Source organism: Marinimicrobium sp. UBA4209 (assembly GCF_002381585.1).
Lineage (GTDB): Bacteria > Pseudomonadota > Gammaproteobacteria > Pseudomonadales > Cellvibrionaceae > Marinimicrobium > Marinimicrobium koreense.
Map to the genome: position 1 here is coordinate 26,776 of NZ_DFTP01000067.1, position 22,335 is coordinate 49,110.

The 22,335-nt window shown below is 58.9% G+C and carries 13 protein-coding genes and 1 tRNA gene; 5 read left to right on the plus strand and 9 right to left on the minus strand.

Annotation, left to right across the window (positions count from 1 at the left end):
• The 4 genes from B3187_RS09615 to rnr all read right to left on the minus strand — a co-directional run.
• Positions 1 to 311, minus strand: a 311-nt coding sequence (locus B3187_RS09615) for a class II aldolase/adducin family protein (protein WP_286806052.1), incomplete at its 3' end; no start/stop codon positions are given.
• The gene (locus B3187_RS09620; RefSeq protein WP_286806054.1) at positions 308 to 1,975 is read right to left on the minus strand and encodes a ribulokinase; all 1,668 of its coding nucleotides are present in this window, start codon (positions 1,973 to 1,975) and stop codon (positions 308 to 310) included. The genes B3187_RS09620 and B3187_RS09615, both read right to left, overlap by 4 nt.
• Before the next feature lie 378 nt (positions 1,976 to 2,353).
• Entirely contained in the window at positions 2,354 to 3,097 is a 744-nt protein-coding gene (rlmB, locus tag B3187_RS09625) for a 23S rRNA (guanosine(2251)-2'-O)-methyltransferase RlmB (RefSeq protein WP_286806056.1), read from the minus strand.
• Between the two features lie 108 nt (positions 3,098 to 3,205).
• Positions 3,206 to 5,764 carry a ribonuclease R gene (rnr, locus tag B3187_RS09630; RefSeq protein ID WP_286806058.1) on the minus strand — a complete coding sequence of 853 codons (2,559 nt, stop codon included), beginning with the start codon at positions 5,762 to 5,764 and terminating at the stop codon, positions 3,206 to 3,208.
• A 300-nt stretch (positions 5,765 to 6,064) separates the two neighbouring features.
• On the opposite strand from rnr, the gene B3187_RS09635 reads away from it, so the two are divergent.
• Positions 6,065 to 6,151, plus strand: a tRNA-Leu gene (locus tag B3187_RS09635).
• 200 nt (positions 6,152 to 6,351) lie between these two features.
• Here B3187_RS09635 and B3187_RS09640 read toward each other — a convergent pair.
• The 5 genes from B3187_RS09640 to B3187_RS09660 form a co-directional block, all read right to left on the minus strand.
• Entirely contained in the window at positions 6,352 to 7,548 is a 1,197-nt protein-coding gene (locus tag B3187_RS09640; RefSeq protein WP_286806060.1) for a hypothetical protein, read from the minus strand.
• Positions 7,549 to 7,676: 128 nt separating this feature from the next.
• Positions 7,677 to 9,191, minus strand: coding sequence for a tryptophan halogenase family protein (locus B3187_RS09645; RefSeq protein WP_286806062.1), 1,515 nt, complete (start codon positions 9,189 to 9,191; stop codon positions 7,677 to 7,679).
• Between the two features lie 18 nt (positions 9,192 to 9,209).
• Entirely contained in the window at positions 9,210 to 10,652 is a 1,443-nt protein-coding gene (locus B3187_RS09650) for a tryptophan 7-halogenase (RefSeq protein WP_286806064.1), read from the minus strand.
• Positions 10,645 to 12,177 (minus strand): tryptophan halogenase family protein, encoded by a 1,533-nt coding sequence (locus tag B3187_RS09655; RefSeq protein WP_286806066.1) that lies wholly within the window; start codon positions 12,175 to 12,177, stop codon positions 10,645 to 10,647. The genes B3187_RS09650 and B3187_RS09655 overlap by 8 nt, the downstream gene beginning before the upstream one ends.
• Positions 12,178 to 12,306: 129 nt before the next feature.
• Positions 12,307 to 15,693, minus strand: coding sequence for a TonB-dependent receptor (locus B3187_RS09660; protein WP_246004439.1), 3,387 nt, complete (start codon positions 15,691 to 15,693; stop codon positions 12,307 to 12,309).
• 405 nt (positions 15,694 to 16,098) lie between these two features.
• Here B3187_RS09660 and B3187_RS09665 point away from each other — a divergent pair, with 405 nt between their 5' ends.
• The 4 genes from B3187_RS09665 to B3187_RS09680 all read left to right on the plus strand — a co-directional run bounded on the left by B3187_RS09665 (position 16,099) and on the right by B3187_RS09680 (position 22,310).
• On the plus strand, positions 16,099 to 16,836 hold the full coding sequence (locus B3187_RS09665) for an NUDIX hydrolase (protein WP_024462366.1): 738 nt from the start codon (positions 16,099 to 16,101) through the stop codon (positions 16,834 to 16,836).
• 290 nt (positions 16,837 to 17,126) lie between these two features.
• The gene (locus tag B3187_RS09670) at positions 17,127 to 20,000 is read left to right on the plus strand and encodes a glycosyl hydrolase 115 family protein (protein WP_286806069.1); all 2,874 of its coding nucleotides are present in this window, start codon (positions 17,127 to 17,129) and stop codon (positions 19,998 to 20,000) included.
• A gap of 35 nt (positions 20,001 to 20,035) precedes the next feature.
• Complete coding sequence (gene manD, locus B3187_RS09675; RefSeq protein WP_286806071.1) at positions 20,036 to 21,244, plus strand: D-mannonate dehydratase ManD; 1,209 nt, start codon at positions 20,036 to 20,038, stop codon at positions 21,242 to 21,244.
• 127 nt (positions 21,245 to 21,371) lie between these two features.
• The gene (locus tag B3187_RS09680; protein WP_286806087.1) at positions 21,372 to 22,310 is read left to right on the plus strand and encodes a glycoside hydrolase family 43 protein; all 939 of its coding nucleotides are present in this window, start codon (positions 21,372 to 21,374) and stop codon (positions 22,308 to 22,310) included.
• The last annotated feature ends 25 nt before the right edge of the window (positions 22,311 to 22,335 follow it).

Sequence of the window (22,335 nt, forward strand, 5' to 3'; positions counted from 1 at the left end):
CAGGCGGTAGCGTAGGTGGAGTGCGTGTGAGTCACCCCGCCAATGCTCTCGAAGTGCCGATACAGATGGGTGTGGGTTTTGGTGTCCGAGGAAGGACGCATCTTGCCTTCCACTACATTATTGTCGAGGTCGACCACAACAATGTCGTCCACTTTCATATCTTCGTACGCCACACCACTGGGCTTGATGGCCACCACGCCCTTATCACGATCGATCTGCGATACGTTGCCCCAGGTGTACACCACCAGCTTGCGGTGGTGCAGCTCCATATTGGCTTCGAATACCTGCTCTTTCAGTTCGCGGTAGCTCATTTGCGCTCTCCTTCCACAAAGGCGCCCAGCGCCTGGTAATTCTGGTACAAACGATCATAAACGGCGGCGTTATCGGCGTTCGGCGTGTAGCTCTTGCACACGGGCGAAGCCATCACCTTCTGGGCCGCGGCCACATCCGGATGAACACCGGCAATGGTGGAGGCAAAAATGGCGGCGCCCAGGGCGCAGCTCTGCTCGCTTTCCAGTACATCGATCTGGCAGTTCCAGACATCCGAACAGACCTGCATGATGAAGTCGGATTTTTTGGAGATACCGCCGATCACCACCACAGAGTTGATCGCCACACCTTCGGACTTGAAACGTTCAATAATGGCGCGAGCACCAAAGGCGGTGGCCTCCACCAGGGAACGGAAAATCTGCGGAGCCTCGCTGCCCATTTTCAAGCCGGCGATGGCCATGGTCAGAGTCTGATCGGCATCCGGGGTGCGGCGGCCATTGACCCAATCCAGCGCGGTAATGCCCGTCTCGCCGGCGGGAATCTGGCTGGCGGCCTCGCCCAGGGCGGCGAGGGTTTTGTCTTCGAGCTCTTCGGCGAGTTTTGTGCGCGTGGCCTTATCAAGAGAGTCGCTGCTGGCCAACAGGGTCTGCACCGGCCAGTTGATCAGGTTGCGGAACCAGGCATAGAGGTCACCAAAGGCGGATTGACCGGCCTCCAGGCCCACCAGGCCGGGAATCACTGAGCCGTCCACCTGACCGCAGATACCGCGAATGCATTTATCGCCAATATCTTCATAGGTCGCGACGGTAATATCACAGGTAGAGGTACCCATCACCTTGGTCAGCACGCCGGGTTTGACGTTGGCCGCCACTGCGCCCATGTGGCAATCAAAGGCGCCAAAGCCGACCGGGATGCCCGCCGGCAGGCCCAGCTTGTCGGCCCACTCTTCGGTCAGGGGGCCCACGGTTTCGGCGGAGGTAAAGGTCTCAGCGGGCAGGCGATCACGCAGCCCGTCCAGCACCGGGTCCAGCCCGGTAAAGAAGTCGTTGGGGGGATAGCCACCCCAGCTTTCGTGCCACATCACTTTGTGACCCGCCGCGCAGCGACCCGCACGGAATTTGCTCGGATGGGTGGTGCCGGTCAGTATCGCGGGCATCCAGTCACAGTGCTCGACCCAGCTGTACGCGGCCTCGGCGACGGCGGGATCTGCTTTCATGACGTGCCAGGCCTTGGCCCAGAACCATTCGGAGGAGTAGATACCACCTTCATACTTGAGGTAATTGGGCTCGGACTTTTCGGCCGCTGCGGTAATGGCCTGGGCTTCTTTGATCGCAGTGTGGTCTTTCCACAGCACGAACATGGCGTTCGGGTTTTCGGCGAACTCAGGCTTCAGCGCCAGCGCGACGCCTTCGCTGTCCACCGGGACCGGTGTGGAACCGGTTGTATCAAAGCTGATACCCACTACCTGCTGCGCCGCGCCGGCCGGCGCCTCTTCCCAAAGGCCCTGTACGGCTTGCTCAACCCCTTCCAGATAATCCAGCGGGTGCTGGCGGAACTGGTTTTTGGCCGGTTCGGAGTAAAGCCCCTGGTTCCAGCGCTTGTAAGGCACCACGGTGGTGGCAACTTCCTGTCCATTGGCGGTGTCCACCAACAGTGCGCGAACCGAGTCGGAGCCATAATCCAGGCCCAGTGCATAAGACGTCATAGAACCATTACCTTTTATTTGCAGCACAGGAGTGTGCATCAGTTACCAATCTGTTTTGTATTATAATATGCGAAACCGTGTTTCTGTCAATGTTTTTCGTGGGCTCTGGCGACCAAGATGCTGGCATTGCAGCCACCCGACCAGGGAACGACCAACACCACGCGGCACCCCGTGAGCGCCCTACTCACTCGACCGAGGAATGACTTTATAAGTAATATAATATAAGGCCGTAGACGCGCAACATCAAGCCAAAAACCGGTAGCAGCCCCGTCTAAAGTTGTTGTTTTCAAGATTTTTGGCCCTATAAAACGAAAAAGGCGCCTAAATAGGCGCCTTATAGTCTTAAAAATCATATGACCAAAAAAGGATAACAGATCGCTACCGAGCCCTCTGGCGCACCGCCTCAAACAGACAGACCCCGGTGGCGACCGAGACGTTCAGACTGCTGACTGTGCCCGCCATGGGAATATTGATCAGAAAATCGCAGGTTTCCCGGGTCAGGCGACGCAGCCCCTCCCCCTCAGCCCCCATGATCAGGGCGATTGGGCCTTTCAGATCACTCTGATAGACGGACGCACTCGCTTCACCCGCCGCGCCCACCAGCCAGATGCCGGATTCCTGGAGTTTTTTGAGGGTGCGGGCCAGATTGGTCACCGGCACAAAGGGTAGAACCTCCGCCGCACCACAGGCCACCTTGCGGGCCACCGGGTTGAGGCCGGCCGACTTGTCTTTGGGCGCGATCACCGCATCCACCCCGGCCGCTTCGGCGGTACGCATGCAGGCCCCCAGGTTATGGGGGTCCGTCACACCATCGAGCACCAGCAGCAGCGGCGGGTGGTCCAGCTCACTCAACCGCTGAAACAGAAAGCCTTCATCGTGGACCTGCCCGGGCCGACAGTTCGCCACTATGCCCTGGTGGTTTTCACCTTCGGCCAGGGCATCCAGCTTGCCCCGCCCCATCGGCTGAACCGACACGCCTTGCGCCTCGGCCAGTTTCAGGATTTTCTGCAGACGCTGGTCGCCGCGCCCTTGCAGGCAGTACAGCTCCAACACCCGCTGCGGGGCACTTTTCAACAGCGCCTGCACCGAGTGCAGGCCAAAGACGATTTCACTCTTACTCACAGATGGTTCCGGCTCTGAATCTTCGATCAATCACCGGGCCGGTCATTACTGCCGCCGGCCCGACTCAACGCCCTCTGGCGAAGGCTGCACAGGTTTTCAAACCAGTGGTTATCTCTTCTTCGTAAACTTAGCCAGCGCTTTTTTAAAGCCAGCTGCCGCCGACGCAAGTAGAGACCGGCTCTCAGTCGGTTGAGTCGCTTTCTCCGATCGAACTGTTCCAGTTTTCTTCGAATGCGCAGTTTTCTGACTTTCCTGTTTACCATGACGTTGTCCGGATGAACCTCGTTTGGATGAACGGGACGGGCCACGCTCGTCGTTGCCACCCCGCGAGCGGCCACGGCCTTTGCCCTTGCCCGACTTTTTGGGGACGGCATCCCGCCCATCAGCGGCGGGAGGACGGGCATTGGTTTTGCCCTTGCCTCGACGGGTCGCGGTGACCGACTCCATTTCAAAATCAATTTTGCGACTGTCCAGATCGACCTGCACCACTCGCACCCGGAGCTCATCACCCAGGCTGAACACCTTGCGGGTGCGATCGCCCACCAGTCGGTGCTGGGCGGGCTCGAACCGGTAGTAGTCGTGCGGCAGTGCCGTGATATGGACCAACCCTTCGACGTACAGATCCTTCAACTCGACAAACAAGCCAAAACCGACCACCGAGGCCACCACGCCGTCGAACACCTCGCCGACATGATCTTGCAGGAATTCGCACTTGAGCCAGCTGGCCACATCCCGGGTGGCTTCGTCCGCGCGCCGCTCGGTCATGGAGCAGTGCTCGCCCAGAGCAACCACATCCCCGGTTTCATAGGGGTAGATCTCTTTGCGGGACAGCGGCTTGGCACCTTCGACCCGCGCGACATTGGCGGTTTGGCGGTCGCTGCGGATGACAGACCGGATGGCCCGGTGAACCAGCAGGTCCGGGTAGCGACGGATCGGTGAGGTAAAGTGGGTGTAGGCATCGAAGCCGAGACCGAAGTGACCTTCGTTGTCCACCTGATAGACCGCCTGGCGCAGGGTGCGCAGCATGACCATCTGAATGAGATGGCTGTCCGAGCGGCCCTGAATCTGTTGCATCAGTGCCTGGAAATCGGCCGAACTCGGGTCTGCGCCGCCACCGAGGCCAAGACCCAGCTCGCCCAGAAACTCGCGCAAGTTGGCGAGCTTCTCTTCGGTCGGCCCCTGGTGCACCCGGTACAGACAGGTGATCTGGTGCTTCTCCAGAAAGCGCGCGGTGCACACGTTGGCGCACAGCATGCACTCTTCGATCAGCTTGTGCGCATCGTTGCGCTGAACCGGGACAATCCGGTCGATTTTGCGGTCTTCGTTGAAGACGATCTGGGTTTCAACGGTTTCAAAGTCGATGGCACCGCGCTCATCCCGAGCCTTGCGCAGGACCTTGTAGAGCTTATGCAGGCTGTGCAGTTGCGGCAGCACTTCCTTGAACTCCTGGCGCAGCGGATGCTCATCATCGCCATCGGCCTGAAGAATGTCCCACACCTGGTCGTAGGTCAGCCGCGCATGGGAGTGCATGACGCCTTCGAAGAACTTGTAGCTGGTGATCTTGCCCTCGGCGTCGAGATTCATCTCGCACACCATGCACAGGCGGTCGACCTTCGGGTTCAGGGAGCACAGGCCGTTGGAGATGGCCTCTGGCAGCATGGGCACCACATAGTCCGGGAAATACACCGAGTTGCCACGTTTGCGCCCCTCGACATCCAGCGCGCTGTTGCAAGGAACGTAATGGGACACATCGGCAATCGCGACGGACAGACGCCAGCCGCCGCCTTTGCGCTTCTCACACAGCACCGCGTCGTCAAAGTCCCGGGCGTCGGCGCCATCAATGGTGACAAACGGCAGGTGGCGAATATCGACCCGGTGTTGCTTGTCTTTTTCCTGCACGGTGTCGGACAGCGCTTCGGCTTCGCTCAGCGCCTCGGCGGGCCACTCGCTGGGAATGCCGTGAGACTGGATGGCCAGCTCGATCTCCATCCCGGGTGCCATATGGTCACCCAGCACCTGAATGACCATACCGGTCGCCGGGCGTTTCTTGTCCGGCTGCTGGGTAATGGCCACCACCACGATCTGACCGGACTTGGCATCACCTTCGGCGCCGGGCGGAATCAGAATGTCGTGGGTAATTCGCTGATTTTCCGGCGAAACGAACTGCACCCCGTCCTCGCGAAAGAGGCGACCGGCCAGCTGTTCCGTGTTGCGCGAGAGGACTTCAACAATCGCAGCCTCATCCTTGCCCCGGTAGGAGCCAGTGACACGGACCAGTACTTCGTCGCCATCGAACACCCGGCGCATCTGACGGTTGTGTAAATAGAGGTCATTGCCGCCCTTGGCGGGAATCACAAAGCCGTAGCCATCTTTATGACCCTGGACGCGGCCACGGATTACATCAATTTTGTCCAGCCGGGCGAAGGCGCCGCGGCGGTTGCTGACCAGCTGCCCGTCGCGGGCCATGGCGATCAGGCGCCGGCGTACGGCCTCAACCTGGTCCTCGTCGCGAAGGTCGAGCATCTCGCAGACTTCCGGGTGCGTCACCGGGCCCGGGGCGTCTTCCAACAATTGCAGAATAAATTCGCGGCTGGGCACGGGGTTATCGTATTTCTGTGCTTCTCGCTCAGCGTAGGGGTCGTGCTTCGGGTGTTTCTCTTTGCTCAAAACGGATATCCTGTAACGGAAAATGAATGCCCCTTGTGAGGGCCAATAGTAAGTCGCCTACGGATGATATGGACGGAAGCCTGAGAGGTTTCAAGGCCGAGGTAGGCGCAGAAAGAGCCCTTTTGGGGGCAATTGGTTGACTGTTTGCCGACATTATAGGCCAGTTAGGCCCATAAACCCATGGATGAGTTCAGTTTAGTCCAAAAAAATTTAATTTCCTGACATCCGAACCGTTGACAAGGCCCATATTCGACATTATAGTGCGCGTCCTCGGCTGATGACACGCCGAGCGAATCACCTGCCCAGGTGGTGAAATTGGTAGACACGCTAGCTTCAGGTGCTAGTGACCTTACGGTCGTGGAGGTTCAAGTCCTCTCCTGGGCACCACATTAAAGAACCGAGCCAAATGGCTCGGTTTTTTTATGCCCACTCGAGGACCAAGGTCCTCTAGTTCTCCGCGTGCTGTGTGACTGTCGGATTACGGCCGCTGGCCTAATCCGACCTACTGGGCTGCTGGGTGGTTTTCATTCTACGAGTAGGTCGGATTAGCCCCGCAGGGGCGTAATCCGACAATGCGCCGACAGTACTTACTGCAGGTTGAAGTACAAGGTGGGGGCCCGTTTCGGGTCGTCCGCCTGACTGTCGTAGAAGGTGGCCTCCAAAGCGCCGAGCGGACGGATCAGCAGCCCCTTGGTGGTGCCATCCAGCAGACGCTGCATGACTGGTCGTGACAGGGTTATGTGGGTTTTTCCTCCGCGCTCCGCGGCCGGCTCTACGTCAAACACCATCTGGCCGTTGACCAGGGTCTCCAACGGTTCTTCGCGCGCGAACCCCTGAAAGGTGAGTTCTTTCTGATCCCATTGCTCCGGGCCGCCCATGACTTCGAACACCCGGATTTTATCGAACTCGACGCCCAGGTCTTCCTCATAGGCGGCGACGTAGTTCCCTCCCTTCTGCACCGACTGGGTGGTAAGCTCCAATACGCCCGCCCCGTCGGCTTCAGCGTTATTTAATGCCGACAGATCCCAGCGCAGCAACACCCACTGGTCGGCGCTGACCGTCAACACGGGGACCTTCGTTCCTTTCTCCTCTGTATGCCAACCATCAAAGTTGACCATCGGGTAATCCCGGTTCAGGACAACGTCGTGATCAGCGGGGCGATGCTGGGTGAAGGTATCCAGTGCCGGGATGGGCGGATGGTACACCAGCGGTTCTCCCACATCCGCCTCGGCATCGGCCGCCCGCACTACGTCTGCACGGTAGTAGTCCACGTCCACATGGTACTGGCCGAGGCCCCAGTCAGTGGCGCTGAGCTGGACATTCAGGTCGTCGCCCGGCACGGCATCCAACCCTTCAGTGGTCATACTGATGGTGTGCCACTCGGTGGTATTGGGAATGTCGTATTCCCGCAGGTGTTGATGAAAATCCGTGGTGCGTTGGGTATTGATCATGAAGTTTACCCGCCGCGGCGCATCACTGACGCGGATACGCGCCTCAATGCGCAGCTCGTAGTCGGGGCTGGCGAGTTTCTCCATATCCAGATGCGGTGCGACATTGCGTTTGATGATGGACCACCAGACGTTGTGCTGATCATCGGTGGCATCGACTTCCATGCGTGCATGGCCGTCGAGCGGGACAAAGTTCAGGCGCGCGTCACCGTCGCCGGTGAAGTACTGCCAGTCGGGGTGTATTTCATTGCCCTCGAAGTGATCGACGAATTGGGCGTGGGCCGCCGGGGCCAATAGAGTGACAAATAATATGGAAAGGGGAGCGAGAGATTTCATGCTGGCCTTTTGCTGTTCTTGGTGAGATTAAAAGTTGTCGGATTACGGCCGATGGCCTAATCCGACCTACGGGGAACGGGCCGCTTGGTAGAGTTTGTCGGATTACGCCCCTGCGGGGCGAATCCGACCTACTCGGTGTTGGCGGGCGCTGCGCAGTGTTTGGCGATGAATTCTGAGTGCTTCGGCATATACTCCACGGATTTGTTGATCACATTGCGAATACTCTCCAGGCGTCGGGCAATTTCATCTTTCGACAGAGTATCTACAATCGGGTGGTAGCCTTCCGCCTTCAGGCCCTGACCGTGCATCACCTCCAGCCAACTGGTCTCGTTGAACAGTTCTTCATTGGTGCGGAAGATGCGACCGTTTTTCCGATAGTGATTCATTTTCTGTTTCAGGGTATCGGGTACATCCATGGTCCGACAGTAATTCCAGAACTCGGAGTCGTCGCGCTGGGTTACGTGATAGTGGGCGATCAGGAAGTCCCGGATGCGGGTATATTCGAAATCCACCTGGCGGTTGTATTCGTCGATATCTTCCTGATCAAAATTCCGGTTTGGAAACAGGCTCATCAATTTGGCGATCCCGGACTGCACCAGATGAATGCTGGTGGACTCCAACGGCTCCATAAAACCACTGGCCAGCCCCAGTGCCACACAGTTTTTATTCCAGAATTTCAAGCGTTTTCCGGTGGTGAAGCGAATGAACTTCGGATCCGCCAGCGGCTCACCATCCAGGTTCTTCAACAGGGTATCCGCCGCTTCATCGTCACTGATAAATTGACTGCAATAAACATGGCCGTTGCCGGTGCGATGCTGCAGGGGAATTCGCCACTGCCAGCCCGCCGAATGAGCGGTGGAGCGAGTATAGGGCACCGGCTCCGCCACTTTAGCGCAGGGGACGGCCACCGCGCGATCGCAGGGCAGCCAGCGCGACCACTCCTCGTAGCCTGTTTTCAGTGCCTGCTCGATCAGCAGCCCCCTGAAGCCGGAGCAATCGATAAACAGATCGGCTTCCAGGGTTTCACCGTCATCCAGGGTAATTGATTCGATAAACCCGTCACCCGGACGGAGCGATACCCGCTCGATTTTGCCTTCCCGACGACGCACTCCGCGCTCCATGGCATAGTCTCGCAGGAACATGGCGTAGCGGGCCGCATCAAAGTGAAATGCATAGGCAATACGGGATAAGGGCGAATTCCCCGCATCCACCGGACGCATGAACCGCCCCTGTTCGACCGCCTGACAGTTCAGCGTGTAGGCGTCGATATTGGGGGCTTCGCCGGCCTGGAACAGTTTTAGCCAGTAGTGGTAAAACTGCACTCCCTCCATATCCTTGCCGACTTCACCAAACGCATGAAGATAACGCTCGCCAATGTGCCCCCAGTTGACGAACTGAATCCCCAACTTGAAGGTTCCCTGGGTGCGTCGGATGAATTCATTCTCATCCAGGCCGAGCATCTGGTTGAACAGCTGAATCTGGGGGATGGTAGCCTCCCCTACGCCGACCGTGCCGATCGAGTCCGACTCCACCAATTGGATGTCGCAGTACTGGTTCTTCAGAACCTTGGCCATTGCCGCTGCGGCCATCCAGCCGGCGGTGCCACCACCGACGATCATCACTTTACGAACACGGTTGTCCATCGTCATTACCTCTGTCAATCACACAACTGCCGGGCAGTGGTGTTGAATCACCTGTTTCAGGGTCGGCATGCGTTCGGCCGCCGATACCAGTGTGTCATAGATACGTTGATGCTTGCGCCGCAAGTCGTCCGCCGACGCCTCCGCAAGCAGATTGTCCGCCGAGGCGGAACGCCAGCCCAGCCCGATCAGCAATGCCAACTGGGTTTCATCCGGCAGGGGCTCCTGATCCCGGTGCCAGAGCCGGCCAAAGGATTCAAACACCTGAAGGCGCCAGCGCAGCGATTCGGTCACCGCCTCTGATCGGGGGTCATCAGCGAGGATCAGCAATTCGTGCAGTTCCCGCCAGCTTTCAAACAGCGCCCGGTCCCGTCGATTGAACTCGCTACGAAGCGCGGGCCGACCGGCCGCATCCGGCAACAGCTCAAGCCATAGCAGGAGTGACTGACAGGCACGATGCCACTCCGAACAGAGCAGTTCCCCGGGCTGTCCCGCCGCCCGGCCCAGGGCCAGGCAGTTATGCCGCCAGGGCGTTTCGCGCTGCCCCCACTGCAGCGGATATTTCACCCAATCGCAGTCTTGGGATTGCATTTTTGCTGTGGCTTGCTCGGCAGCCTCACCCGGCGATACCCATCGCTCCACGACCCCGCTTTGCTGAGTATCTGCCGCGCGCTGCCAGCCCCAAACCTGTTGAGTCAATGTACTGTAGGGCATCCAGTCCAAGGTTGTTCCACCCCGGCCCACCCAGTGGTGCGACCACAGAGCGGACGCCTCCTCAAATGGCACGCCCAAACCCTGCCCAATCAGTAACGCCTCGTCGCCCGTCGCGTCCAGGTAAAAATCGCCCTGCACCGACTCGTCATCATCCAGGCGTAAACGCTGAATGCCGAACTGCGGATCCGCTTCGACGCTCAACCGGGTGCAGCGTACCGCAGACACGCCCAGAGAGTCCGCATACTCGGCCAACAGCGCTCCCATTGCGCGTTTGTCGAGGGTCATCCCGTAGCGCAGCGTGGATTTGACCGAGCGAGGATCATTGACCGGGAAATCAAACCGCCCCCGTCGCGCCGCCTGGGTAGCCAGGAAATGCTCATTAAAACGGGCCTGCTTGTCCGGGGCGTAGGCCCGGAAAAACTCATGCTCGAAACTGGCCGGCGCGGCCGGGATTCCATGGCGGCCATAGGGCATGAAGAATTCGCCCTTGGTCCCCTGCCCCAAGACTCCGAGAGAAAACAGTCCCTGGGCGCGAACCATCAGGTCCCGTTCCGGCAACCCGACCATCGCCAGCCACTCCAGAAAAGGCGGCTGAGCGACTTCCACGGGTGAAACATCGTCTTCGCCCGTGCGAATCCAGGTCACACGAGCGCCATAGCGGGAGAGAAACCGTGCCAGTGTCACCACCGTCCCGGCGGCGACCAGTCCGTTACCCACGACCACAAGGTGCTCCAGGTTGGCTTTATCCATAGCGGCCTCCGTATAGACTCATGGGAGCCGCCGCACTGGGTGCAACACCTCCACGGGCCAACACCTCCCGATGCAGAGGCAGGGCCTGGGCAGTGCGATTCAGGTGGTTCGCCAACTGCTCCAGCGGCCCCTTGAGCGAGGCAACCGGTTGCTGGGCGACCCGAGGGTCAATCGCCTCGGGATTCAGTCCCTGCCCCAGATAAACGGCGAGCCAACTGGGGGGCGCAAACAATCCCTGATCGTAAAACTCGATTGTCGCGGACTCCTTGAACAGGGCGATTTTGCGCTGCAGCCCCTCGGGTACCGACATGTGGGCACAGTCCTGCCAGAATTCCGAGTCTTCGCGTTGATTGAGGTGATAGTGCAGAATGATGAAGTCCCGAACCCGCTCATACTCCAGACTCATCCAGCGGTTGAACGCCTCGCGCCCCACCGCGCCACTTTCGCTATTGGGGAAGAATTCCACCAGTTTGAAAATGGCCATTTGAATCAGGTAGATACTGGTGGACTCCAACGGTTCCAGAAAGCCGCTGGATAGCCCAATGGCAATGACGTTTTTATCCCAACTGCGCGCCCTCGCCCCCGCCTCAAAGCGAATCAGGTTGGGGTCGCTCTGAGGTGCGCCATTGAGCGAGCCAATCAATTGGGCGCAAGCCTCATCGTCACTGATGGACCGACTGTCGTATACCTGGCCATTACCGGTCCGCTCCTGCAAAGGGATACGCCATTGCCACCCGGTGGTGGTAGCCGTCGAGCGCGTGAACGATGGCGGCTCTGAAAGCGCACCACTGGCGATCGCCACGGCCCGGTCACAGGGGAGCCAGTGCTTCCAGCTGTTGAATGGCACACCCAGTGTCTGCCCCAGTAACAGCGAACGAAAGCCGGAGCAGTCAATAAACAGATCACCCTCGATGCGCTCTCCGGACTCCAGAGTGAGCGCCGCAACACCACCATCAGACTCGCGCGGAATAACCGACTGTATCCGACCTTCGGTGCGGGTAACACCACGCTGCTCCGCATACGCACGCAGATACCCTGCGTAGCGGGAAGCATCCAGATGGAACGCATAACCATAGCCGAATTCAGAGTGCTCGGGCGGCGGCGCAAAACGGCCGAGCCGGGCGGCCTGTGCCGCCAGAGAAAACGCATCCAGGTTAAGCTCGGGCCACTCATCCCGGGTGCGCAACCAGTAATGATGGAAGTCGATGCCGTCGATATCACCACCAAACGCACTGAAGGGATGCAGGTAACGGCTGGTCTCGCGTCCCCAGCCAACAAATTCAATGGCCAGCTTGTAGGTCGCCTGAGTGGCGCGAATGAACTCGCGCTCATCAATGCCCAACAACGCGTTGAAATAGCGGATGTGTGGAATCGTAGCCTCACCGACACCGACGGTGCCGATCTGCTCGGACTCAATCAGTTGCAGGCTTACCCGGGAGGGTAGCAACCGTGCCAATGCCGCCGCACTCATCCAGCCCGCCGTGCCGCCGCCCACGATGACAATACGCTGGGGTCCTACCGTCATGCTGATTGCCTCACTGCGATTATTATTCAATACCGGCATTATCCCGACTCAGCAGAGCCTGAGCAAACCATAAAAAAAGGCGCAACCGATTAAGGTTGCGCCTTTCTTGGCCCGGGTCCAGCCGTGTGTTTAGAACACGGCTTTCACGGTCAGAGCCACACGACGGTCATTGACGAACCAGGAGCGGCCGGTCTCGCGACCTTCACCATCCAGTGTCATCAGGGTTTCCGTCTGGGTGTTGGCCAGGTTGGTACCCTGCAGGCCGATGGAGATTTCATCGGTCAGCTGGTAAGTCACCGAGCCATCCAGGAAGCCCGCGTCGTTGTTCCAGATCGGCTGGCCACTGATCACGTCACGAGTGGTCACCAGATACTTGGAGCGCCAGTTGTAAGCCAGGCGCGCCGACCAATCGCCCTTCTCATACATCGCTACGAGGTTGGCGGTGTGCTCAGACTGGCCACGCAGGGGAAGACCAGACAAGGCCGCCGGATCGAATGCTTCCAGACCAGGCTGCGGCGTCGGGTTATCTTCCGGGTCCGCTTCGGTGGCGATACCGCTGCCAGAGAAGTTCGGAATACCTTCGGAGTCGATGTAGGTATAGTTCGCCTGGATACCAAAGCCATCAAACGGTTCTGGCAGCATGTCGTAGAACTGCTGGTAAGCCAGCTCGATACCCTGCAGCTTACCTTCCTCACCGTTGCGGGTGGTGGTGAACTCAACCGTCTGAGTCGTTCCGGTGCTCGGGTTGGTGAAGGTTCTCGGCAGCGCACCTTCGATAAAGAAGTTCTTGAGATCTTTATAGAAGATACTGGCAGTCAACGAACCGACCGGTGCGAAGTACCACTCCAGAGAGGCATCCCACTGAATGGACTCCATGGGCTGCAGCGCCGGGTTACCACCGTTACCGGTCCAGACGACATCGCCGACTGACAGGATGTCGGTACCGCTGTCTTCGGGTCCGGGTTCAACCGGGGCGTCTTCATCGATCGGCACACGGGTGGTGTTCAAGCCACGAGCACCCAACACAGCCTGGTTACGCACTTCCGACATATCCGGCAGCGCAATAGCCTTGGACACGGCAAAGCGGCTGATCAGATCGTCGGTCAGCTCAACCTTCAAGTTGAAGCTTGGCAGTACACCGTCCCATTCAGCGGTTTCACCCAGCTCGTTTTCATCGTAGTCGTTACCGAAGGCTTTCTCGGTATCGCTCAACCAGTTGTTGGCATCGCGAGAGTAGGACAACAGAGTGTTGACTTCATCCAGCCAGTCCTGCTCCGACTCAAACAGCGCCGGATCGAACGGTCCCACCTGATCTTCCGCCCACTTGCGGATGGCGCCGCGGTCGGTCAGATCGGTTGGCGCACCATCCGGATACGGCTGACCAATCAGGTCAGGGAACTGCACCGAACCGGCCGCATCGCGGGTCAGCTCAACATAGCGCAGACCGATGTTACCGCTGTAGCGTACAGCAGACGCATCGGAACCGAAGTCCAGACGAACATAAGCCGCTTTGTTGGTTTCGGTGGTGTCATAAACTTCTGCCGGAGCAAAATAAGTGCCCGGAATCACCTCATCACGAGTGGCATACGGCTCCCAGACACCCTCGGCGCCCGGGTTGTTCTGGGGCAGAGTACGACCGGCGATGACGTCTTTCAACAACTGTTCGGAGGGGAAGATGAAGCCGTCACCGGGGATAGCCACTACGTCACCGCGGTGGAAGTCGGACCAGTCGACATATTCAAAATCGTCGCGGATTTCCGGGTCGAGCTCGGACAACCACAGCGCACCTTCGCCACCGTTCGGCGCCCACTCGGCACCGATGTGACCCCAGTTATAGGAGGTGCTACGAACGATCTGGTTACGCTCGGCATAGCGCACACCGGCCTTGACAGAGCGGAAGAAATCGCCATTGTCGAGGTAGTGGGTCATGTCGAACCGGGCAGCCCGGGATTCACCCTCGGAGCGCTCGTAGTGGTCCATGGCCGAACGCAGCCAGTAGGAATCCAGATCCTGGAAGTAGTTGCTGTCGCCTGCCGGGTCGTTGGAGAAACCCGGGAAATCGGTGTCGTACCACTCAGGATTGGCGTCGCGACGACCATCCCAGGGTTCAACAATGGCCAGGCGAGGCGTATCACCCAGCAGGCTGAAGTTCTGCAGCGCGTACAGGCCGCTAGCAACCTGCAGGTCGTCATCTTCGGTGGTGGCATCGACAAACTGTAAATCACCCTCGAATTCCCACGCGTCGCTCGGAGTCCACTTCACGTTGAAGCTCAGATCGTCCACGATGGTGCGGGTGTCTTTGTAGCGGGTATCGGCCTGGAACTTCTGACCGAAGTAATCGTTGGTGGTGGCATAGCCTTCCGGCGCATCGCCTTCACCTTCCCAGCCGCGGGGTACACGGCCTTCACCGCCGCGCCAGCCACCACCGTCGGTGATATAGCCGGATTCAAAGATGCTGTCGCTGTCGAACGCAAACTCGGTGCCAGGGTACGGACGGGCACGACGGCTCTCGCTCACGGTGCCATCGTCATTCTCTTCACCGTAGCCACCCTGGTATTTAACGGCATTCTCTTTCCAGCTCAGACGGGCGTCGGAGCGCAGGAACTCGGCGGTCGCTTCCAGGGTTTCATCGGGGCTGGCCCACTGAACGGCAGCGGCAAAGCCCTGACGGACCCGGTCATCTTCTTTGGTGAAGAAGTTCGAACCGTTGGTCATCCACACTTGGCCATCTTCCATGGCAACGCTCTCGGGCGCTCCCAGGGTGGCTGCCTGGTACTTCACGAAGGCATCACTCTGGATACCGTGGGAGGTACCGATCAGCTCGGAGTAGGAAGCGTTCACCAGAAGGCCGAACTCACCCAGGTCCTCCGTCATCCAGCGGTTGCTGTACAGCGCGGATACCGTGGGGGAGGCCTCTTCGGCCATATCGCCATAGGAGACATCGCCGGTAAAGGCGATCATCTGGCCATCCTGATCGAAGGGTTTACGGGTTTTCAGACTGACCGTACCACCAATACCACCTTCAATCATGTCGGCAGACTGGTTTTTGTACAGGTCAACACCGGCCATCAGTTCCGGCGGCACGTCCTGGAAGTTCAGGCCACGACCGGAGTTGGCGGTAAAGGAGTCGCGACCGTTGAACTCGCTTCGGGTGGCACTCATACCGCGAATTACCGCGCCACTGCCTTCAACACCGAAGTGATCCGGGTCATCCGGGGCCTGGAAGCGCTCAATCGATACGCCGGGCATACGCTGCATGGCTTCGAGCACGCTGCGGTCAGGCAGTGAGCCGATGTCTTCTGCGGAAATGGCATCGACAAAAGTGTCTGCGTTGCGTTTGATGTCCTGGGCGTTTTCCAGGTTCTGGCGAACGCCGCTGACGACGATTTCTTCTAGGAGAGGAGACTCTTCAGACGCGTTTTGCGCCAAAGAGGGTGAACCCATTGCCATAACACACATGGCAAGCATCGACTTTTTGAAGGTGATGCCTTTCTTAACGTTGTCGCGATAAACCATAGCGCTTTACCCCGTTGTTATTATGTAACACAGTATCGACCGGCAGCGCGCCCAGAGGAACTCAACTGCCTGCAAACACTTACCTGATTATTCTGTAATAGTCATTCAGACCACTATATCGATAGTGCACCATGTTCAACTAATAGTCAAATAGTAAATTAGACGAAAATGTGGCATCTGTAACCTCCCTTTATGAGACCTGTCTCTCAGCCTTGAATACTGCCTGATACGCCGTTTTGTCATACAATACGGACCAACACTCGACCTTTATGCCTTGCATCGCTATAATCGCGGCACCCGCTACCCCCTCCGGTTCTGAGCGGATAGCGGACCGTTCCTAGAAGGTTTCAGGAAGATTTGCGCAAAATCACTACTATTTACTAACCACCAATCGGGATGTGTACTGTGGCCAACAACAATCCATCTACTACGCGACCACACAGCCGAGTCGAACCCCTGAACGAGCCGGACAACGTTCTTCCGGGGCTTTCCATCGACAACCTGATTTTCGGCCTGGATCACGGCCAGCTCAAAATCATGCTGGTCAAGCACAATGTGGGCCCAGGCAAAGGCAAGTGGGCACTTCCCGGTGGGTTTATCAAACAGAATGAGAATCTGCGCGACGCCGCCGCCCGCCTGCTGGAAGAGCTGACCGGGGTGCGCGACCTCTACCTGGAACAGTTGAAAACCTTCGGTCGGGTGGACCGCTTCCCCAACGAGCGGGTGGTCACCATTGCCTACTACGCCCTGGTAAGCGCCGAAAACTACACCCTGGTGGCAGGCCGGAATACGTCCGACGCCATGTGGTTCGACGCCAAGGACCTGCCCGAGTTGATTTACGACCACTCCGAGATCGTCGATCACGGCCTGAACTTCCTGCGCCACAAAGTCTGCCACGAGCCCATCGGCTTCAACCTGCTGCCGGAGAAGTTCACCCTGCTGCAACTGCAGGAGCTGTACGAGGCCATCCTGGACGTCAAGCTGGACAAGCCCAACTTCCGCCGCAAGATGATGAAGATGAACCTGCTGGCACCCTGCAACGAAAAGCAGAAAGGCGTACCGCACCGGGCGGCAAACCTGTACCGGTTCGATTCGGCGGCCTATGAGCGCCTGACCGATAAAGGGTTTTCGTTCGAGTTTTGATAACCCCGAATCCCGGGCATCGGTGGGTGACGGTCCGAGGCCTCCGAGACGTCGGACCGATCCTCCCTATGTCAAATACGGCACCAAGCGTTATGTAGGGTGAATCGATCCGACGTTCCGGAGTGCCAGGCATCTGCCACTTCCAGCCCCAAAAGCTTTCCCCGAGTTTTCACCCTTGAAGATTTTTTCCTCCCCCTTGTAATCCATTGCTCAGTCCTTTAATCTTATTGTTTGTTTGACTAGAAGATAATATGCGGTTCATCCGCATTGACCAACGGGTGTTTCCTACTATGCCGTTTTCCCGCCTACTGACAGGCGCACTTGTCTCAGGTTTACTGGCCGGGACCGCTGCACCGACTCTCGCACTGGAAGGCCCGGACTACGTCAGCCACAGCCCGTCGGCCGGCGCCCTGAGCCTGGTCGGCAAGGAACACATCGCCAATCTCTACGTCGATCCCAATGATGATCCCGGCGTTCGCCGCGCGGTGCGCGATCTTCAAGCCGACATCCAGCGGGTGACGGGAAAGCAGCCCCAGATTGTGCGCAGCACCGAAGGGCTCGGCAGCCATGGGGTGATCATCGGCACCCTCAGCGGCAGTTCCCTGATTCAACAGCTGGTTGAGGCCGGTAAGCTGGATGTCTCCCCTATTGAGGGCGAGTGGGATGCCTACCATATGGAAGTGGTGGAAAACCCCCTGCCCGGCCTGGACAAGGCGCTGGTGATTGCCGGAGCCAACAAGCGCGGCGCCATCTACGGTACCTACGATGTGTCCGAGGAAATCGGGGTGTCTCCCTGGTACTGGTTCGCCGATGTACCCGCACAGCAACACGACCACCTTTACATCGATGGTCATCTGAACCTGCAGGACCAGCCCAAGGTGAAGTACCGGGGCATCTTCATCAATGATGAGGCCCCCGCCCTGACCAGCTGGGTGCAGGAAAACTACGGCGACTACAACCACGACTTCTACGAACACGTGTTCGAGCTGATTCTGCGCCTGAAAGGCAACTTCCTCTGGCCCGCCATGTGGAACAACGCCTTTGCCGACGACGATGAGCAGAACATGATTCTGGCGGACGAGTACGGCATTGTGATGAGCACCTCCCATCACGAGCCGATGATGCGCGCCGACAAAGAGTGGAACCGCTACGGCGAAGGCGCCTGGGAATACTCCACCAACCCGGACAACCTGTACGAGTTCTGGGTGGATGGCGCCGAGCGCAACAAACCCTACGAAAGCGTCTACACCCTGGGCATGCGCGGCCAGGCCGACACCCCCATGAGTGAAGGCCAGAATATCGAACTGCTGGAGCGTATTGTCGACGACCAGCGCGAGATTCTGAAAAACGTGTTTGACGATCGCCCCATTGAAGACGTTCCCCAGGTCTGGACACTCTATAAAGAGGTTCAGTACTTCTACGAAAAAGGCATGCGGGTACCCGACGACGTCACCCTGCTGTGGGCGGACGATAACTGGGGCAACATCCGCCGTCTGCCGACCCCGGAAGAACGCGACCGCAGTGGCGGCGCCGGTGTGTACTACCACTTCGATTATGTGGGCGGGCCCCGCTCCTATCGCTGGATCAACGTGACCCCGATCGCCAAAGTCTGGGAACAGATGAATCTGGCCTGGGAGTACGAAGCCGACCGCATCTGGATCGTCAACGTGGGCGACATCAAGCCCATGGAATACCCCACCGAATTTTTCCTGCGCATGGCCTGGGACCCGGAGTACTGGAACCGCGAGCGCCTGCCGGAATTCGGACGCCTGTGGGCCGAGCGGGAATTCGGCGCCGAGTTCGCCGAGCCCATTGCCGAGCTGGTGACTGGCTACACCCGGCACAATGGCCGCCGCAAACCGGAGCAACAGAGTGCCGATACCTACAGCCTGTTGAACTATCGTGAAGCCGAACGTATCGAGCAGGAGTTGGCCACACTCACCGAGCAGGCCAACGCCATTTATGCGCAGTTGCCAGAGGCTCGGCGCGATGCCTTTGATCAGTTGGTGCGCCACCTGGTACGCGCCAGCGCCAACGTCACCCGCATGTATATCGACCAGGCCCGCAACCAGTTGTTTGCCGAGCAGGGTCGGGCCAACGCCAATGACTACGGGGAACGGGCCCGGGAGCGCTTCCGCCACGATGCCGAGCTGGAGGATCATTACCACACCGAGATCAGTGACGGTAAGTGGAATCATATGATGTCCCAGCCGCGCATTGGCTACACCCACTGGAACAACCCGCCGGAGAACACCGCGCCGCTGATCTACGACTACCAGCCCCACAGCAAACCCGACATGGGCGTGGCCGTGGAAGGCATGGAGAAGGCCTGGCCGGTACCCGGCGCCTACACCCTGCCCACCTTCAGCCCCTATGGCACGAAAAGCTACCGGATTGAGGTGTTCAACAAAGGCACCGCACCGTTCGACTTCAGCGCCGAACCCAGTGATGAGTGGATTCAGGTCAGCCAGCGCGAAGGCACCGTGAACGAGCTGGTCACCCTGGAGGTCAGTATCGACTGGGATCAGGCACCGGCCGGCTCCCACCAGGGTCACGTATTTGTGAAGGGCACCGGCTGGGGCGGCGCCCGCGTGCAGGTGGAAACCTTCAAACCCGCCCCCCGCGTGGCCAGACAGGTGAAAGGCTTCGTCGAAACCAATGGCTACGTCAGCATTGAAGCCGGGAACTTCCATCGTAAACAGGACCGGAGTGGGCACCGCTGGGAGGTGATTCCGCAGCACGGGCGCACCCAATCGTCGATCAGTACCTTCCCGATTTCGGACACAGAGTTTGAAGATCCGGCCGAAAGCCCTTATGTTGAGTACGACATTTACTTCTTCAGCACCGGTGAATTTGACGTACACGGGCTGTTTGCCCCCAGCCTGAACCTGGTGCCGGGGCGCGGCCTGCGCTATGCCATCGCCTTTGATGACGCCGAGCCCCAGGTCGTGGACATCCTGGAAGACCTGAGCAGCGAAGCCTGGGAAACCGCCGTCAGTGACGGTGTGCGTCGCTCGGTGAGCACCCACACAATCCGCGAGCCGGGGCTGCACACCCTCCGGATCTATCGGGTCGACCCGGCGGTCACGCTACAGAAGTTGATGATTGACACCGGTGGTCTGAAACCCAGCTACCTGGGGCCACCGCAGAGCGAACGCCGCTGAGCGCGCAAAGGACGACAACGAATGAGCATGACACTATGAAGATTACCGACGCCAAAGTCATACTGACGTGCCCGGGCCGCAACTTCGTGACGGTGAAAATCACGACCGAAGACGGCCTCTACGGCATTGGAGATGCGACCCTGAACGGCCGGGAGAAATCCGTGGTCTCTTACCTGGAAGACTACGTGCTGCCCGCCCTGATCGGCCGCGATGCCCAACGCATTGAAGACATCTGGCAGTTTGTCTATCGCGGCCCCTACTGGCGTCGCGGTCCCGTGGGCATGACGGCGCTGGCGGGTGTGGACGTCGCCCTGTGGGACATCAAAGCCAAAGCGGCCAATATGCCCCTGTACCAGCTCCTGGGTGGCCGCAGCCGCGACCGCATCATGACTTACACCCACGCCAATGGCGAGGACATTGAAGCGACATTGGCCGCCGTTGAAAAAGCCCGCAAACAGGGCTATCAGGCGATTCGCGTGCAGTGCGGCATTCCCGGCATCGACAAGATTTACGGCGTGCCCAAGGGCGGAAAGGCCTACGAGCCCGCCGATGCCGATCTGCCCTCGGAAGAGAGCTGGTCCACGCACAAGTACCTGAACTTCATTCCCCGGGTGTTTGAGGAAATCCGCCGCGAATTTGGCCCGGACCTGCACCTGCTGCACGACGTGCACCACCGTCTGACGCCGATCGAAGCCGCGCGCTTGGGTAAAGAGCTGGAGCCCTACCACCTGTTCTGGCTGGAGGACGCGGTACCGGCAGAGAACCAGGACGTGTTCAAGCTGATCCGCCAGCACACCACCACCCCCCTGGCGGTGGGCGAAATCTTCAACAGCATTCACGATTGCCGCGAGCTGATCCAAAACCAACTGATCGACTACATCCGCACCAGCGTGGTTCACGCCGGCGGGATTACCCAGATGCGCCGTATTGCCGACTTTGCCAGCCTCTGGGGTGTGCGTACCGGCAGCCACGGAGCGACCGATCTGTCTCCGGTGTGCATGGGCGCGGCCCTGCACTTCGATTACTGGGTGCCCAATTTCGGCGTACAGGAGCACATGCCCCACAGCGAGCTGATGGAGTCTGTGTTCACCCGCGCCTACCAATTCGAAGACGGCTTTTTCACGCCGGGAGAGACTCCTGGCCACGGCGTGGACATCGACGAAGTCGAGGCGGCGAAGTACCCCTACAAGCGGGCCAGCCTCCCCGTTAACCGACTGGAAGACGGAACGCTGTGGCACTGGTAACTCAGCCCGGCGCCGTTCCGTTCGACGTTTGACTCAATAGATGATTGACCAAAAAGAGAGATATCACGTGACCGACACCAACCCCAAATCTCAGCAGAAGTTCTCCTCGGCGCCACTGGTGACGCACATGTACACCGCTGACCCGTCGGCCCATGTGTTCGAGGGAAAAATCTACATCTACCCGTCTCACGATGTGGAGGGCGGGGTGCCATTCAATGATGACGGCTCACACTTCTGCATGGAGGACTACCATGTGTTCTCCATGGACAAGCCCTTCGGGGAGGTGACCGACCACGGCCTGGCGCTGTCGGTAAACGACGTCCCCTGGGCGGCCCGTCAGATGTGGGCGCCGGACTGCACTGAGAAGGACGGCAAGTATTACTTCTACTTCCCCGCCAAAGATCCGGACGATGTGTTCCGTCTGGGTGTTGCCGTTGGCGATCGCCCGGAAGGCCCCTTTGAGCCGCAGCCCGAAGCCATCAAAGGCAGCTTCAGTATCGACCCCGCCGTGTACAAAGACGGTGACGACTACTACCTGTACTGGGGCGGCATCTGGGGCGGCCAGTTGCAGCGCTGGGTCAACGGCACCTTCAGCCAGCAGGACCAGTACCCCGCCGACGACGAGCCGGCCCTGTGCCCGAAAATCGCCAAGCTGCGCGACGATATGCTCGAGTTCGCCGAAGAGCCACGGGATATTCTGCTGCTGGATGAAAACGGCGAACCGCTGAAAACCGGCGATAACGCCCGACGCTATTTTGAAGGCCCCTGGGTACATAAATTCAAGGACACTTACTACTTCTCCTATAGCACCGGCGACACTCACTGCATCGCCTATGTCACGGGTGACAGCCCCTATGGGCCTTTCACCTACAAGGGCATCATGCTGGAGCCGGTGCTCGGTTGGACCAACCACCACTCAGTGGTGGAGAAGGACGGGAAGTACTACCTGTTCTACCACGACTGTGAAATCTCGGGCGGTGAGACGCACCTGCGCAACATCAAGATGGCCGAGTTGATTCACAACGAAGACGGCAGCATCCAGACTGTGAGTGCGTTTGAAAAGTAGTCTCGTAGGTCGGGTTAGCGCGCAG